Raw genomic sequence first — 15194 nt, forward strand, 5'->3', positions numbered from 1 at the left:
CGCCCCTGCGTTCATGGCTGCCACGGTAACCCACAACGCAAGTGAGCCCCACCGGTAACCCGGTGGGGCTCACTTCAAAGATTGTTCGGCGGCGACCTACTCTCCCACACGGTCCCCCATGCAGTACCATCGGCGCTGAAAGGCTTAGCTTCCGGGTTCGGAATGTAACCGGGCGTTTCCCTTTCGCCATGACCACCGAAACTCTAATGGTTGTCATTCGAAAAAAAATCACAGTGGACGCGAGCATCTGAGGACAAGCCCTCGGCCTATTAGTACCAGTCAACTCCACCTCTTACAAGGCTTCCATATCTGGCCTATCAACCCTGTCGTCTACAGGGAGCCTTAACCCATCAAGTGGGTGGGAGTCCTCATCTCGAAGCAGGCTTCCCGCTTAGATGCTTTCAGCGGTTATCCTTTCCGAACGTAGCCAACCAGCCATGCCCTTGGCAGAACAACTGGCACACCAGAGGTTCGTCCGTCCCGGTCCTCTCGTACTAGGGACAGCCCTTCTCAAGACTCCTGCGCGCGCAGCGGATAGGGACCGAACTGTCTCACGACGTTCTAAACCCAGCTCGCGTACCGCTTTAATGGGCGAACAGCCCAACCCTTGGGACCAACTCCAGCCCCAGGATGCGACGAGCCGACATCGAGGTGCCAAACCATCCCGTCGATACGGACTCTTGGGGAAGATCAGCCTGTTATCCCCGGGGTACCTTTTATCCGTTGAGCGACGGCGCTTCCACAAACCACCGCCGGATCACTAGTCCCTGCTTTCGCACCTGCTCGACCTGCCAGTCTCACAGTCAAGCTCCCTTGTGCACTTACACTCACCACCTGATGACCAACCAGGCTGAGGGAACCTTTGGGCGCCTCCGTTACTCTTTAGGAGGCAACCGCCCCAGTTAAACTACCCACCAGACACTGTCCCCGATCCGGATCACGGACCCAGGTTAGACATCCAGCACGATCAGAGTGGTATTTCAACAACGACTCCACCTGAACTAGCGTCCAGGCTTCACAGTCTCCCACCTATCCTACACAAACCGAACCGAACACCAATATCAAGCTATAGTAAAGGTCCCGGGGTCTTTCCGTCCTGCTGCGCGAAACGAGCATCTTTACTCGTAGTGCAATTTCACCGGGCCTATGGTTGAGACAGTCAAGAAGTCGTTACGCCATTCGTGCAGGTCGGAACTTACCCGACAAGGAATTTCGCTACCTTAGGATGGTTATAGTTACCACCGCCGTTTACTGGCGCTTAAGTTCTCAGCTTCGCCACACCGAAATGTGACTAACCGGTCCCCTTAACGTTCCAGCACCGGGCAGGCGTCAGTCCGTATACATCGCCTTACAGCTTCGCACGGACCTGTGTTTTTAGTAAACAGTCGCTTCTCGCTGGTCTCTGCGGCCACCCCCAGCTCAGAGAGCAAGTCTCATCACCGGAAATGGCCCCCCTTCTCCCGAAGTTACGGGGGCATTTTGCCGAGTTCCTTAACCATAGTTCACCCGAACGCCTCGGTATACTCTACCTGACCACCTGAGTCGGTTTAGGGTACGGGCCATTGTGAAACTCGCTAGAGGCTTTTCTCGACAGCATAGGATCATCCACTTCACCACAATCGGCTCGGCATCAGGTCTCACCCTCGTGTGGAACGGATTTACCTGCTCCACGGGCCACACCCTTACCCCGGGACAACCACCGCCCGGGCTGGACTACCTTCCTGCGTCACCCCATCACTCACCTACTACAGGTCTGGACCACCGACTCCACCACTCCACCCACCCCCGAAGGGACAGATGGCGGCTTCGCGGGCTTAGCATCGCCTGATTCAGCGTTGGCGCTCCACAACGGGTACCGGAATATCAACCGGTTATCCATCGACTACGCCTGTCGGCCTCGCCTTAGGCCCCGACTTACCCTGGGCAGATCAACTTGACCCAGGAACCCTTAGTCAATCGGCGCAAGAGTTTCCCACTCTTGTATCGCTACTCATGCCTGCATTCTCACTCGCATACCGTCCACAACTCGTTTCCACGGCTGCTTCACCCGGCACACGACGCTCCCCTACCCACCACAACCCTCGTTAGAAGTATTGTTGCAGTGACACGACTTCGGCGGTGTACTTGAGCCCCGCTACATTGTCGGCGCAGAATCACTCGACCAGTGAGCTATTACGCACTCTTTCAAGGGTGGCTGCTTCTAAGCCAACCTCCTGGTTGTCTCTGCGACTCCACATCCTTTCCCACTTAGCACACGCTTAGGGGCCTTAGTCGATGCTCTGGGCTGTTTCCCTCTCGACCATGGAGCTTATCCCCCACAGTCTCACTGCCGCGCTCTCACTTACCGGCATTCGGAGTTTGGCTAAGGTCAGTAACCCGGTAAGGCCCATCACCTATCCAGTGCTCTACCTCCGGCAAGAAACACACGACGCTGCACCTAAATGCATTTCGGGGAGAACCAGCTATCACGGAGTTTGATTGGCCTTTCACCCCTAACCACAGGTCATCCCCCAGATTTTCAACTCTGGTGGGTTCGGGCCTCCACGAGGTCTTACCCTCGCTTCACCCTGCCCATGGCTAGATCACTCCGCTTCGGGTCTAGGGCATGCTACTCAATCGCCCTGTTCGGACTCGCTTTCGCTACGGCTACCCCACACGGGTTAACCTCGCAACACACCGCAAACTCGCAGGCTCATTCTTCAAAAGGCACGCAGTCACGGCACACAGAGCAAGCTCTGTGCACGACGCTCCCACGGCTTGTAGGCACACGGTTTCAGGAACTATTTCACTCCGCTCCCGCGGTACTTTTCACCATTCCCTCACGGTACTATCCACTATCGGTCACCAGGGAATATTTAGGCTTAACGGGTGGTCCCGCCAGATTCACACAGGATTTCTCGGGCCCCATGCTACTTGGGAAACCTTTAAGTGAGCCATGCAGATTTCAGCTACGGGGGTCTTACCCTCTACGCCGGGCCTTTCGCATGCCCTTCGCCTATCCACACAGTTTCTTACTCACCGACCGTCCGGCAGAACGATCAAAAAAGCTCCCACAACCCCGCATGCGCAACCCCTGCCGGGTATCACACACATACGGTTTAGCCTCCTCCGGTTTCGCTCACCACTACTCCCGGAATCACGGTTGTTTTCTCTTCCTGCGGGTACTGAGATGTTTCACTTCCCCGCGTTCCCTCCACACCGCCTATACATTCAGCAGTGGGTGACAGCCCATAACGACTGCCGGGTTTCCCCATTCGGAAACCCCCGGATCACAGCTAGGTTGACAACTCCCCGGGGACTATCGCGGCCTCCCACGTCCTTCATCGGTTCCTGGTACCAAGGCATCCACCGTGCGCCCTTAAAAACTTGGCCACAGATGCTCGCGTCCACTGTGCAATTCTCAAACAACAACCGAAGATCCAACGGAAAACCGCCGTACCTTCAGACACCCAACAGCGAACCAAATGATGCAGTCAATGTTCCACCCATGAGCAAACCACCGCCGAACACTCGCCGGCGTAGTGGCTCTGGACCGCTCTCGCGGCCTAGAAGCTCCTTAGAAAGGAGGTGATCCAGCCGCACCTTCCGGTACGGCTACCTTGTTACGACTTCGTCCCAATCGCCAGTCCCACCTTCGACAGCTCCCTCCCACAAGGGGTTAGGCCACCGGCTTCGGGTGTTACCGACTTTCATGACGTGACGGGCGGTGTGTACAAGGCCCGGGAACGTATTCACCGCAGCAATGCTGATCTGCGATTACTAGCGACTCCGACTTCATGGGGTCGAGTTGCAGACCCCAATCCGAACTGAGACCGGCTTTTTGAGATTCGCTCCACCTCACGGTATCGCAGCTCATTGTACCGGCCATTGTAGCACGTGTGCAGCCCAAGACATAAGGGGCATGATGACTTGACGTCGTCCCCACCTTCCTCCGAGTTGACCCCGGCAGTCTCCCGTGAGTCCCCGGCACCCCCGAAGGGATCCGCTGGCAACACAGGATAAGGGTTGCGCTCGTTGCGGGACTTAACCCAACATCTCACGACACGAGCTGACGACAGCCATGCACCACCTGTACACCGACCACAAGGGGGCGACCATCTCTGGCCGTTTCCGGTGTATGTCAAGCCTTGGTAAGGTTCTTCGCGTTGCGTCGAATTAAGCCACATGCTCCGCCGCTTGTGCGGGCCCCCGTCAATTCCTTTGAGTTTTAGCCTTGCGGCCGTACTCCCCAGGCGGGGCACTTAATGCGTTAGCTGCGGCACGGACAACGTGGAATGTTGCCCACACCTAGTGCCCACCGTTTACGGCGTGGACTACCAGGGTATCTAATCCTGTTCGCTCCCCACGCTTTCGCTCCTCAGCGTCAGTATCGGCCCAGAGATCCGCCTTCGCCACCGGTGTTCCTCCTGATATCTGCGCATTTCACCGCTACACCAGGAATTCCGATCTCCCCTACCGAACTCTAGCCTGCCCGTATCGACTGCAGACCCAGGGTTAAGCCCTGGGCTTTCACAATCGACGCGACAGGCCGCCTACGAGCTCTTTACGCCCAATAATTCCGGACAACGCTTGCACCCTACGTATTACCGCGGCTGCTGGCACGTAGTTAGCCGGTGCTTCTTCTGCAGGTACCGTCACTTTCGCTTCTTCCCTGCTGAAAGAGGTTTACAACCCGAAGGCCGTCATCCCTCACGCGGCGTCGCTGCATCAGGCTTTCGCCCATTGTGCAATATTCCCCACTGCTGCCTCCCGTAGGAGTCTGGGCCGTGTCTCAGTCCCAGTGTGGCCGGTCACCCTCTCAGGCCGGCTACCCGTCGTCGTCTTGGTAGGCCACTACCCCACCAACAAACTGATAGGCCGCGGGCTCATCCTGCACCGCCGGAACTTTCCACACACGAGCATGCGCTCATGTGTCGTATCCGGTATTAGACCCAGTTTCCCGGGCTTATCCCAGAGTGCAGGGCAGATTGCCCACGTGTTACTCACCCGTTCGCCACTAATCCCCGGCCGAAACCGGTTCATCGTTCGACTTGCATGTGTTAAGCACGCCGCCAGCGTTCGTCCTGAGCCAGGATCAAACTCTCCATGAATGCTTCATGTAAGAGCAAGGAAAATCCTCGCTTAAATGCTGCACCTCAGACGAGGTCGAGATGCAGACTCAGTAAATAATCTGGCATTGACTATTTGGCACGCTGTTGAGTTCTCAAGGAACGGATGCTTCCTTTGGTTCCCTCTCGGGCCCCTCCGGGCTTTCCCTTCGTGTTTCCCAGCTTACCACACTCGGTTTCCCGAACTTGGCCTCCGCTGGGAGGAGTTGAGCCTTTCGGCCCGGTAAGTTTTTCGCCCTCCGGCGTGTTCACTACTTTAGAGGATTTCCCCGCCGGATTCAAAATCCGGGGCCGAGTACCGAATTTGGGCAAGCCAAATAAGGCCCTCGCGGGATCGTTCTCTTTCGAGTGAGTGCCGCCTTCGTGATCAGACGATCATGAGCGGCGAGATGTGCCGTCCAAGCCCCGAGGGGCGGACAGCTCGGAGAACATTACGCACCGGCCCGCATCACGTCAACTCGAACTCGGCCCACACGGCCTTGCCGCCCTCCGGCAGCCGCCTGGCGCCCCACTCCGAGGCGATCGTCGCCACCACGGCGATGCCGCGCCCCGTCTCGTCGGCCGCGTCCGCCTGCTGCCGGCGGGGCAGGTGCTCGTCCCCGTCCGTCACCTCCACGATCAGCCGGCGGTCGGTCCTGCGCAGCCGCAGCCGCATCGGGGCCTTGCCGTGCTTGAGGGAGTTGCCGACGAGTTCGCTGGCCGTCAGTACGCCCAGTTCCCGCAGTTCCTCGGGGAAGCGCCAGCTGGTGAGCACGCCCTCCGCGAAGGCGCGGGCCCGGGAGGCCGCCTCGACTCCGCCCAGCAGTTCCAGTGCGGCGCCCCGGAAGAGATCCGCCTCCTCGCCGTCCCGCTCGGGGCAGGCGAGCACCAGCACCGCCACGTCGTCGTCGTGGTCGCCGGTGATGCCCAGCGCGCGCAGCAGCCGGTCGCACACGATCTGCGGGCTGTCGCCCGAGCCGGCGAAGGCACGCTCCAGCGCGCTCAGGCCCACGTCGATGTCGGCGTCCCGCCGCTCCACCAGGCCGTCCGTGTACAGCACGGCGCTCGCGCCGGGGCCGAACGGGACCGAGCCCGAGGTGTGCAGCCAGCCGCCGGTGCCCAGCGGCGGTCCGGTCGGGTCGGTGACCCGGTGGATCTCGCCGTCCGCGTCGCGCACGATCAGCGGCAGATGGCCGGCCGAGGCGTACGTCAGCGTCCCCTCGTTCGGGTCGTAGACGGTGTAGGAGCAGGTGGCGATCTGGCTGGGGGCGATCTCCCCGGCCAGGCCGTCGAGCAGCTGGATCACCTCGTGCGGCGGCAGGTCCAGGCGCGCGTACGCCCGTACCGCCGTGCGCAGCTGCCCCATGACGGCGGCGGCGCGCACCCCGCGGCCCATCACGTCGCCGATCACGGCCGCGGTGCGGCCGGCGCCGAGGGTGATCACGTCGTACCAGTCGCCGCCGACCGCCGCGTCGATGCCGCCCGGCTGGTACGTGGCCGCGACCCGCAGGTCGTCGGGCTGTTCCAGCTTCTGGGGCAGCAGGCTGCGCTGGAGGGTGACGGCGGCCTTGCGCTGATGGCTCTCGCTCTCCCGCAGACGCTCGGCCGAGGCGGCCTGGTCGGTCACGTCGGAGGCGAAGACCAGGACCCCGGCGGCCGTGGAGCCGTCCTCGGGGGTCAGCAGTTCCACCGGGGTGCAGGTGAAGGTGTAGAAGCTGTCGCGGTCGCGGGCACCGGCCGTGGCCGTGCCGTCGACCCGGCGGGACTTGAGGGTGCGCGAGGTGCCGCTGCGCCGCACCTGGTCCATCAGCGGCAGCAGACCGACGTCCACCAGCTCGGTCAGGGACTCGCGGACCGGCTTCCCCGGCTCGCGGGAACCGAAGACGGCCGTGTAGGCATCGTTGGTGTAGACGAGGCGGTGCTCGGAGCCGTGGACGACGGCGACGGGCGCGGGGACCTGGCCGAGCAGTTCGTGGACGGCGGCGGAGTCGACGCCGCGTCCGCCGCCCGGCGCCGAGACGGCGGGCGGCGGCTGGGGTTCCGTGCGCGCCGCGGGGACGCCGCCGGTCTCCGCCCGGGCGGCAGCGGCGTTGCGCCGCTGCGCTCCGGGCAGCCGGATACTCCAGCGCGTCAAGTTCACTGCCATCCGATCATTCGTCGTCTGTCGTTCTGGGTGAGCCGCCAGCCACCCATGGTCACATGCGGGCGTCAGGGGCGGTCCCTGCGGGGGGTGCCGCCGGCCGCCTCCTCGAACTCGGCTCGCGGGTGTTCCAGGGAGCCGAGAGAGACAATCTCACGTTTGAACAATCCCGCAAGGGTCCATTCCGCGAGGACACGCGCCTTCCGGTTGATCGTGGGCATCTTGTTCAGGTGGTACGTGCGGTGCATGAACCAGGCGGGGAAGCCCTTCAGCTTGCGTCCGTACACCTGTGCGACACCTTTGTGCAGACCCAGTGATGCGACGGAACCCACATAGGCGTGCCGGTACGGGGTGACGGCCGAGCCACGCAGGGTCGCCAGCAGGTTGCGGGCGATGTGCCGGCCCTGGCGCACCGCGTGCTGGCCGTTGGGGGCGCACAGCGCGGTGGGATCGTCCGCCGTGAGGTCCGGGACGGCGGCGCTGTCGCCGGCCGCCCACACGTGCGGGGTGTCCAGCACCCGCAGCTCGGCCGTACAGCGGATCCGGCCGCGCTCGTCCAGCGGGATGCCGCAGGTGGCCAGCACCGGGTGCGGCTTGACGCCGGCGGTCCACACCAGAGTGCGGGTGGGGTAGCGCGAGCCGTCGCTGAGGACCGCGACCCGGTTCTCGATCGTCTCCAGGCGGGTGGAGAGCCGGATGTCGATATTGCGGCCGCGCAGCTCACGCACCGTGTACCGGCCCATCTCGACACCCACCTCGGGCAGGATCCGGTCGGTGGCCTCAATGAGCATCCACTTCTGCTCCTCCGGCCGGATGTTCGGGTAGTAGCGGCAGGCGTAGCGGGCCATGTCCTCCAGCTCGGCGAGCGCCTCGACACCCGCGTACCCGCCGCCGACGAAGACGAACGTGAGGGCGGCCTGCCGGATCGCGGTGTCGCGGGTGGAGGAGGCGATGTCGAGCTGCTCCAGCACGTGGTTGCGCAGCCCGATGGCCTCCTCGACGGTCTTGAAGCCGATGCCGTGCGCGGCGAGCCCGGGGATGGGCAGCACGCGGGAGACCGAGCCCGGGGCGAGAACGAGCTCGTCGTAGCCGATCTCCAGCGGGGGCGCTCCGCTGTCCTGGGCGGCGGCGGTGCGAATGGTGGCCACCCGGCGGTCGGTGTCGATCGCCGAGACCTCGCCGGTGACGAAACGGCACCGGTTGAGCACTCTGCGCAGCGGGACGACGACGTGGCGGGGCGAGATGTTGCCGGCCGCGGCCTCGGGCAGGAAGGGCTGGTAGGTCATGTACGGGTCGGGGCTGACCATGGTGATGCGGACATCGCCGCGGCCGAGCTCGCGCCGCAGGTGCCGCTGGAGGCGGTGGGCGGTGTAGAGGCCCACCGATCCGCCTCCGATGATCAGGATGTGCGGGGGCTTCGTGGCGTCCTTGGTCACCTGTCCATGAGGCACTCGGTGGTGCGGTGTTGTCCACAGGTCGGACAGGACGCTGCGCCGAACGGGCGGTTGCCGGGACGACCGGTCGCGCTGCGCCGCCGCGGGGTGTCTGAGAGTGGCGGCACGGCGCTTCTCAGTGCCGATGGGCTGAACTATGTTCGTGGGTCAGATGGAGGAGGGGCGTTCTGAGGGGGGCGTCCGTGCTGACGGGGGTTGACGGACATGACGCGGACGGATGACACGGACGGGCGGACGGGCGGCGGGGGCGCCCGGATCGGTGGGTTACGGGTGGACGCGCGGCGCAATCTGCGGCACGTGCTGAGCGCGGCGCGGGACGTGTTCGGGGAGCAGGGGTACGGGGCGCCGATGGAGGAGGTGGCGCGGCGGGCCCGGGTGGGGGTCGGCACGGTGTACCGGCGGTTTCCGAGCAAGGAGGCGCTGGTGCGGTACATCGCGGCCGAGCAGACCAGGTGGCTGACGGACCGGGCCGCCGAGGCGCTGGTGGTGGCGTCGGACGGGCGGCCGTGGCAGGGGCTGGAGGGGTTCGTGCGGGGCTCGGCGGCCTCGGGGTCCGGCCGGCTGCTGCCGCCCGAGCTGTGGTGGGCGCGAGGCGAGGATCCGGGGACGGCGCCGCCGGAGCCGGAGACCCCGGCCGGGGCTGGGATGGGGGTCCCCCCGGCTGAGGCTGGGGTGGGGGTCCCCCCGGCCGGGGCTGGCGTGGGTGTCTCGCCGGCTGAGGCTGGGGTGGGGGTCCCCCCGGCCGAAGGCTGGGGGAGGGTGCCGCGGCAGCGGGCCGGCACCGACGGTGCGACCTGGACCGACGACGCCGAGGGCGAGAGCGGGGCGACCCGGGAACTCCTGGGAGCCGTCGGGCAGTTGGTCGAACAGGCGCGGGTGGCCGGGGAGTTGCGGGCGGATGTGACGGTGGCGGACGTGATGCTGGTGATCGCCGCCGCGCCGCCGCGGCTCACGGACCCGGAGCGCCAGGAAGCCGCGGCCGAGCGGCTGTTGGAGGTGCTGTTACGCGGGCTGCGGCCCGGCCGTGACTGATGTGTGTTCGCGAGACCGCTCGGAAGGGTGGTTCTACGGTGAACTTTGATCGCGGTGGGCCGTTCGTGTGGCAACCTGACCCAAGTCGCTGACACGTATGTCAATACCAGGGGGCTTTCCCGTATGGGTGCTGACGCTGATGAGGCTCAGGATGGTTCGGGGGAGCGCGAGGGCCTCGCGGACGGTCACACGGAGGGCCGGGCGGACGGTCCCGCGGAGGAACCCGCCGAGGGTTCCAAGGTGCCCAGGCAGCGCGAGCCCCTCGCGGCCGGCACCACGGCGGGCGAGAGCGCGTCCGGTCCGGCCGCCGAGGACCTCGGCCCCGCCGACATCGAGCTGGTCGAGCGGATGCGGCAGGGCGACGAGGCCGCCTACGACGAGCTGTACCGGCGGCACCGGGACCCGGTGCGCCGCTACGCCCGTACCTGCTGCCGGGACGCCGACACCGCCGACGACCTGACCAACGAGGTGTTCGCGGCCACCCTGCAGGCGGTACGCGGCGGAGCCGGGCCCGAGACCGCGGTGCGCGCCTATCTGCTGACAGCCGTACGACGAGTGGCCGCCGACTGGGCACGCACCGCCCGGCGCGAGCAGCTGATCGAGGACTTCGCGGTGTTCGCGGTGTCGGCGGCCGGGGCGCGGGCCAGTGAGGAGGACACCCTCGACCTGGGCCCCGACGTCATCGCCATGCGGGACGCGGAGGCGTCCCTCGCCGTGCAGGCGTTCCGGTCGCTGCCCGAGCGCTGGCAGACCGTGCTGTGGCACACCGCGGTCGAGGAGTCCTCGCCGCAGGAGGTCGCCCCGCTGCTGGGGCTCACGCCGAACGCGGCGGCGGTGCTGGCGCACCGCGCGCGCGAAGGGCTCAAGCAGGCGTACCTGCAGGCCCATGTCGGCCATGTCGGGGCGGACGGCGGGGACTGCGCGCGGTACGCGGACCGGCTGGGAGCGTACGCCCGGGGCAAGTTGCGGATGCGTGCGGAGCGCGGGCTGCGCAAACACCTGGAGGAGTGCGCCCGTTGCCGGCTGGCCGCCTCCGAGGTGAAGGACCTGAACGAGACGATCCGTACGGTGCTGCCGATCGCGGTCATCGGCTGGTTCGCGGCGGGTTCCTCGGGCAAGATCGGCGCGCTGTTGCTGGGTGCCGGCGGGGCGGGGGCGTCGGCGAGCGCCGCCGCCGCGGCCGGCGGTGTCGGCGGGGTGCTCTCCAAGGGTGGCGGCGGGGTCGCCGGCGAGGGGCTCGGCTCCTCGGTGAAGGCGGGCGCCGCCACCGGCGTGGTGGTGGTCGCGGCGGCGGCCGTGCTGGCGTTCGCGCTGATCGGCGGGTCGGGCGAGGAGGAACCGCCGCGCGCCGCCGATCCGCCGCCGGCCGCCCCGGTGATGCCGCCGGCCGCCGAGGAGCCGCCCGCCCCGGAGCCCGAACCCGATCCGGAACCGGAGCCAGACCCCCCGGCCGAGCCGGCGCCGGAACCCGAACCGGAACCCGAGCCCGTACCCGTCCCGCCGGAGCCGGCCCCCGAGCCCGAGCCTGAGCCCGGCCCCGAACCGGTGGAGCCCGACCCCGACCCCGACCCCCCGGCCGAGCCGGAGCCCGACCCCGACCCCGAGCCGGAGCCTGAGCCCGAACCGGAACCCGAACCGGAGCCGGAGCCGTACGAGCTGCGCACCCTGCGCTTCGATCTGTTCAACGACGGCACCGAGCCGGCCATCCGGCTGTGGGAGAGCGGCTGGGTGTGGCAGCGCTCGAACGTGTCGATCGGCGGGCAGACGTACGCGCACGGCATCACCGTCAACGGCCGCTCCTCGGTGACCATCGACCTCAACCGCTCCTGCACCGCCTACCGCGCGGTGGCCGGCATGGACGACATGAACGCCCTCGGGCTGGGCTCGGCCACCTTCGGCGTGTACGGGGACGGTCAACAGCTGTGGCGCTCCGGGGTGATCGCCACCGGGGACCGGGCCGTCCCGGTCGAGGTGCCGCTGGACGGGGTGTCCGTGCTGCGGCTGGTGACGGAGCCCGAACGGCCGCTGAGCGCGCTGGCGCTGGCCGGCTGGGCGCAGTCGGAGATCAGCTGTCGCTGAGCAGACGGGTGACGAGGTCCAGGGCCTCGGTGCGCTCCAGCGGCGGTTCGCCGCCGGGCGGCGGGAGGGGCAGGGCGTCCATGGCACGCCGCTCGGGCGGGGTCAGCGGCAGGTCCCCGCGCAGGGCGTACGCGGTGGCCAGCAGTCGTGCGGCCACCGCGGTCCGCCCGCCGGCGGAGACGGTGGCCGCGGCGCCGAGCAGCAGCTGGCTGAGCAGGAGATCGGAGCAGCCCACCAGCACGCCGTAGGAGAGCGCGGTGCGCAGTTCGCTCAGCGCGTCCCGCCACGGGGCGCCCTCGGCCAGCAGCAGCCGGCTGGTGAGGATGCCCATGATGACCTGGAACATGGGGGCCGGGGTGCCGACCTTCAGGTTGCGGGCGGCGCGCTCGCGCAGGGTGCGGGCGGTGCCCGGGTCGCCGTTCTCCAGCGCCATGGTGGCGCCCAGGTACTGGGTGAGGCCGAGGCAGTCGGGCAGGCCGAGTTCCTCGGCACGGGCGACGGTGGCGGCAAGCAGAGCGCCGGCCCCGTCGATGTCCCCCGCGTAGTAGGTGGCTTCGGCGAGGCGGGCGGTGAAGAAGGGCACCTCGGCGTGTGCCCCGACCTCCTCGGCGGTGCGGACGGCCCGGGTGAACGCGTCGGCGGCGCCCGGGTAGTCGCCCAGGAGGACGAAGTACTCGCCGCGCAGCCCGTGGGTCTGGCAGGTGAGCCAGCGATCGCCGACCCGGTGGGCGAGGGCCTCCAACTCGGCGAGGTCCTCGACGTCGTGGGCTGCGCGGTGCCGGACGGTGGAGTACGCGCCGGGGACGTCCAGGCTCACCCGGAAACGGAAGAGCAGCATGACGGCCAGCTCCCAGTCGCCGCTGCCCGGGCCGGTGGCGCGCGCGGCGGCGGAGGCGCGTCGTGCGCGCAGCCGCCCGATGGACTCGGTCATGCGGCGGGCGATGTCGTGGAAGGTCTCGCCGATCATGAAACCGGTGAACGGCCACAGCATGCCGGGGAAGCGGGTGCCGCGTTCGCGGTCCGTGACACCGAACGCGGTGAACATCCGGCGGGCCTGGCGGTGCAGGGTCTCGTCGGTCAGGTCGAAGCTGCTGTGGTCCTGGTCCTGCATCAGGAACGCGGCCAGCAGGCGTAGTTCGAGGCGGTCCAGGTAGCGGGGGTCGTCGGGCCAGGGCTCGCCGTCGGCGGGGACGGGGGCCGCGTCCTGGTCGGCGTCCGGATCCAGGGCGATGGTGTGCCGGATCCATTCGAGGCCCTCGGCACGGTAGTTGCGCAGGTACCAGAACCAGCCCATGCCGACGACGAGTTGTCCCGCGCTGTCGCGATCGGCGGCGCGCAGGGCTCGCCGGAGGGCGGCGCGGATGTTGTCGAGGTCGGCCTCGACGCGGGCGAACCAGTGCAGTTGGCCGGGGCCGCGCAGCCGGGGCTCGGCCCGCTGGACGAAGCGCAGGACGTGGGCGGTGTGCCGGGCCCGGGTGGCGGCGCATTCGGCGGGGTGCTCGGCGGCGCGTTCGGCCGCGTACTCGTGGATGGTCTCCAGCATGCGGTAGCGCGCGCCGGTGCCGTCGTCCGTGCCGGGGGCGGTGTCGGCGCCGTCCGCCTCGTCCGCCCGGTCCGCCCCGTCCGGCGTGCCGGCGCCGGTGTCCGCCAGGACGATGGACTTGTCGACCAGCGAGCCGAGCAGGTCGAGCACCTGGCCGGAGGTGACGGTCCGCCCGTCGGCGCACACGGCTTCGGCCGCCGCGAGCGTCCAGCCGCCGGCGAACACCGACAGCCGCCGCAACACGGTGCGTTCGGGCTCCTCCAGCAGGTCCCAGGACCAGTCGACGACGGCGCGCAGCGTCTGCTGGCGGGGCAGCACGGTGCGCCAGCCGCTGGTGAGGAGCCGGAAGCGGTCGTCCAGGCGGGCGGCGATCTGGCGTGGGGTGAGGGTACGCAGCCGGGCGGCGGCGAGTTCGATGGCGAGCGGGAGGCCGTCCAGGCGGCGGCAGATCTCGGCGACGGCGGGTTCGTCGGCGGGCAGGTCCCGGCGTACGGCGGCGCCGCGCTCGGTGAACAGCCGGTGGGCGGGGGCGGGCGGCAGGGGTTCGACGGGGCGGACGCGTTCGCCGGGGACGCCCAGGGGCTCGCGGCTGGTGGCCAGGACGGTCAGGCGCGGGCAGTGGGTGAGCAAGGTCTCGGCGAGGGTGGCGGCGGCCGTGATGACGTGTTCGCAGTTGTCGAGGACGAGCAGCAGTTCGCGGCCCGCGCAGTATTCGAGGAGCCGGGCCGCCGGGTCGTGGTGGTGTTCCACGGATGTCTCGCGCAGGCCGAGCGCGGAGAGCACGGCGCCGGGGACCGCGGTGGGGTGGTCGAGCTTGGCCAGCTCGGCGATCCAGGCGCCGTCGGGGTAGCGGTCCTGGCCGCCGGTGGCGAGTGCGGCCTGCTCGGCGAGCCGGGTCTTGCCGGACCCGCCGGCCCCGGTGAGCGTGACCAGGCGGGCGGTGCGCAGATCGGCTCCCAGTGCGGAGAGGTCCGCCTCGCGGCCGACGAAGCTGGTGAGCCGGGGCCGGATGTTGCCGGCGGGTGCCGTGCCGGGCGGGCGGCGCGGCGCGGGGCTGCCTGCGGCGCGGTTCCCGGTGGGCCCCGCGTCCCTCGCGTCCCCCGCGTCGTCGGAGTCCTCGGCGAGGAGTTCGGCGTGCAGGGCACGCAGTTCCGGCCCTGGGGTGGTGCCGAGCCGCTCGGCGAGGGTGGTGCGGACCGCCTCGTACGCGGCGAGCGCCTGCGCCGGGCGCCCGGCGGCGCGCAGGGCACGGAGGTGGAGGGCGCGTACCGGCTCGTCCAGGGGATGCTCGGCGGTCAGCTCGCGCAGTTCGGGCAGCAGCGGTTCGGCGGGGCCGAGGGCGAGGTCGGCGGTGATCCGGCGGCGCAGGGCGGTCAGCCGCAGCGTCCGGGCGCGCACGGCGACGGGGTGCCGGGCCGATTCCGGGAGGTCGGCGAGGGCGGGCCCGCGCCACAGGGCGAGGGCGGTGCGCAGCGTACGGGCCACCGTGGCGGGGTCGGCGTGGGCGGGGTCGGCCTCGCGCACCAGGCGCTCGAAACGGAACAGGTCGACGGACTCGGGCCCGGCGGTGAGGCGGTAGCCGACCGGTGCCCGGTGGTGGCCGATGAGCCGCCTGCCCTCCTCCCCCAGGGCGCGGCGCAGCCGGCCGACGAGAGCCTGGAGGGCGGCGGGCGCGTCGGCCGGGGCGTCGCCGTCGGGCCAGATGCCGGCGATGAGGGTGTCGACGGGGACCGGGCCCGGACCGTCCGCGCGCAGGGCGAGTGCGGTGAGCAGGGCGCGCACGCGCGGTCCGCCGAGCGGGATGACCCGGCCGTCCTCGTGTCGCGCCTCGGTGGCGCCCAGGATGAAGAACCGCACCG

The 15194-nt window shown here is 68.2% G+C and carries 5 protein-coding genes and 3 rRNA genes; 2 read left to right on the top strand and 6 right to left on the bottom strand.

The window, feature by feature from the left end; genetic code table 11:
• Window positions 1-83 precede the first annotated feature (83 nt).
• From rrf to H7827_RS13135, 5 genes are all read right to left on the bottom strand, one after another.
• Window positions 84-200, bottom strand: a 5S ribosomal RNA gene (gene rrf / locus H7827_RS13115).
• A 49-nt stretch (window positions 201-249) separates the two neighbouring features.
• Window positions 250-3372: ribosomal RNA gene (locus tag H7827_RS13120) — 23S ribosomal RNA — on the bottom strand.
• A 188-nt stretch (window positions 3373-3560) separates the two neighbouring features.
• Window positions 3561-5090, bottom strand: a 16S ribosomal RNA gene (locus tag H7827_RS13125).
• The 16S, 23S and 5S rRNA genes sit together here, the layout of an rRNA operon.
• Window positions 5091-5556: 466 nt before the next feature.
• Complete coding sequence (locus H7827_RS13130; RefSeq protein ID WP_432747981.1) at window positions 5557-7227, bottom strand: ATP-binding SpoIIE family protein phosphatase; 1671 nt, start codon at window positions 7225-7227, stop codon at window positions 5557-5559.
• Between the two features lie 68 nt (window positions 7228-7295).
• Window positions 7296-8663: an NAD(P)/FAD-dependent oxidoreductase gene (locus H7827_RS13135; RefSeq protein WP_432745196.1), complete on the bottom strand. Its 1368-nt coding sequence runs from the start codon at window positions 8661-8663 to the stop codon at window positions 7296-7298.
• Window positions 8664-8885: 222 nt separating this feature from the next.
• Here H7827_RS13135 and H7827_RS13140 point away from each other — a divergent pair, with 222 nt between their 5' ends.
• Together H7827_RS13140 and H7827_RS13145 are read left to right on the top strand one after the other, a co-directional pair.
• Complete coding sequence (locus tag H7827_RS13140) at window positions 8886-9713, top strand: TetR/AcrR family transcriptional regulator (protein ID WP_432745198.1); 828 nt, start codon at window positions 8886-8888, stop codon at window positions 9711-9713.
• A gap of 123 nt (window positions 9714-9836) precedes the next feature.
• Window positions 9837-11792: a sigma-70 family RNA polymerase sigma factor gene (locus H7827_RS13145; protein ID WP_432745200.1), complete on the top strand. Its 1956-nt coding sequence runs from the start codon at window positions 9837-9839 to the stop codon at window positions 11790-11792.
• Here H7827_RS13145 and H7827_RS13150 read toward each other — a convergent pair.
• Window positions 11779-15192 (bottom strand): AfsR/SARP family transcriptional regulator, encoded by a 3414-nt coding sequence (locus H7827_RS13150; protein WP_432745203.1) that lies wholly within the window; start codon window positions 15190-15192, stop codon window positions 11779-11781. The genes H7827_RS13145 and H7827_RS13150 overlap by 14 nt on opposite strands.
• Window positions 15193-15194: the final 2 nt, after the last annotated feature.

The organism is Streptomyces sp. JH002, assembly GCF_050916115.1.
GTDB classification, from domain to species: domain Bacteria; phylum Actinomycetota; class Actinomycetes; order Streptomycetales; family Streptomycetaceae; genus Streptomyces; species Streptomyces xiamenensis.

Excerpts from the sequence above, each read along its gene's own strand:
- H7827_RS13140 (WP_432745198.1), top strand. The coding sequence starts at position 8,886 with ATGACGCGGACGGATGACACGGACGGGCGGACGGGCGGCGGGGGCGCC.
- H7827_RS13145 (WP_432745200.1), top strand. The coding sequence starts at position 9,837 with ATGGGTGCTGACGCTGATGAGGCTCAGGATGGTTCGGGGGAGCGCGAG.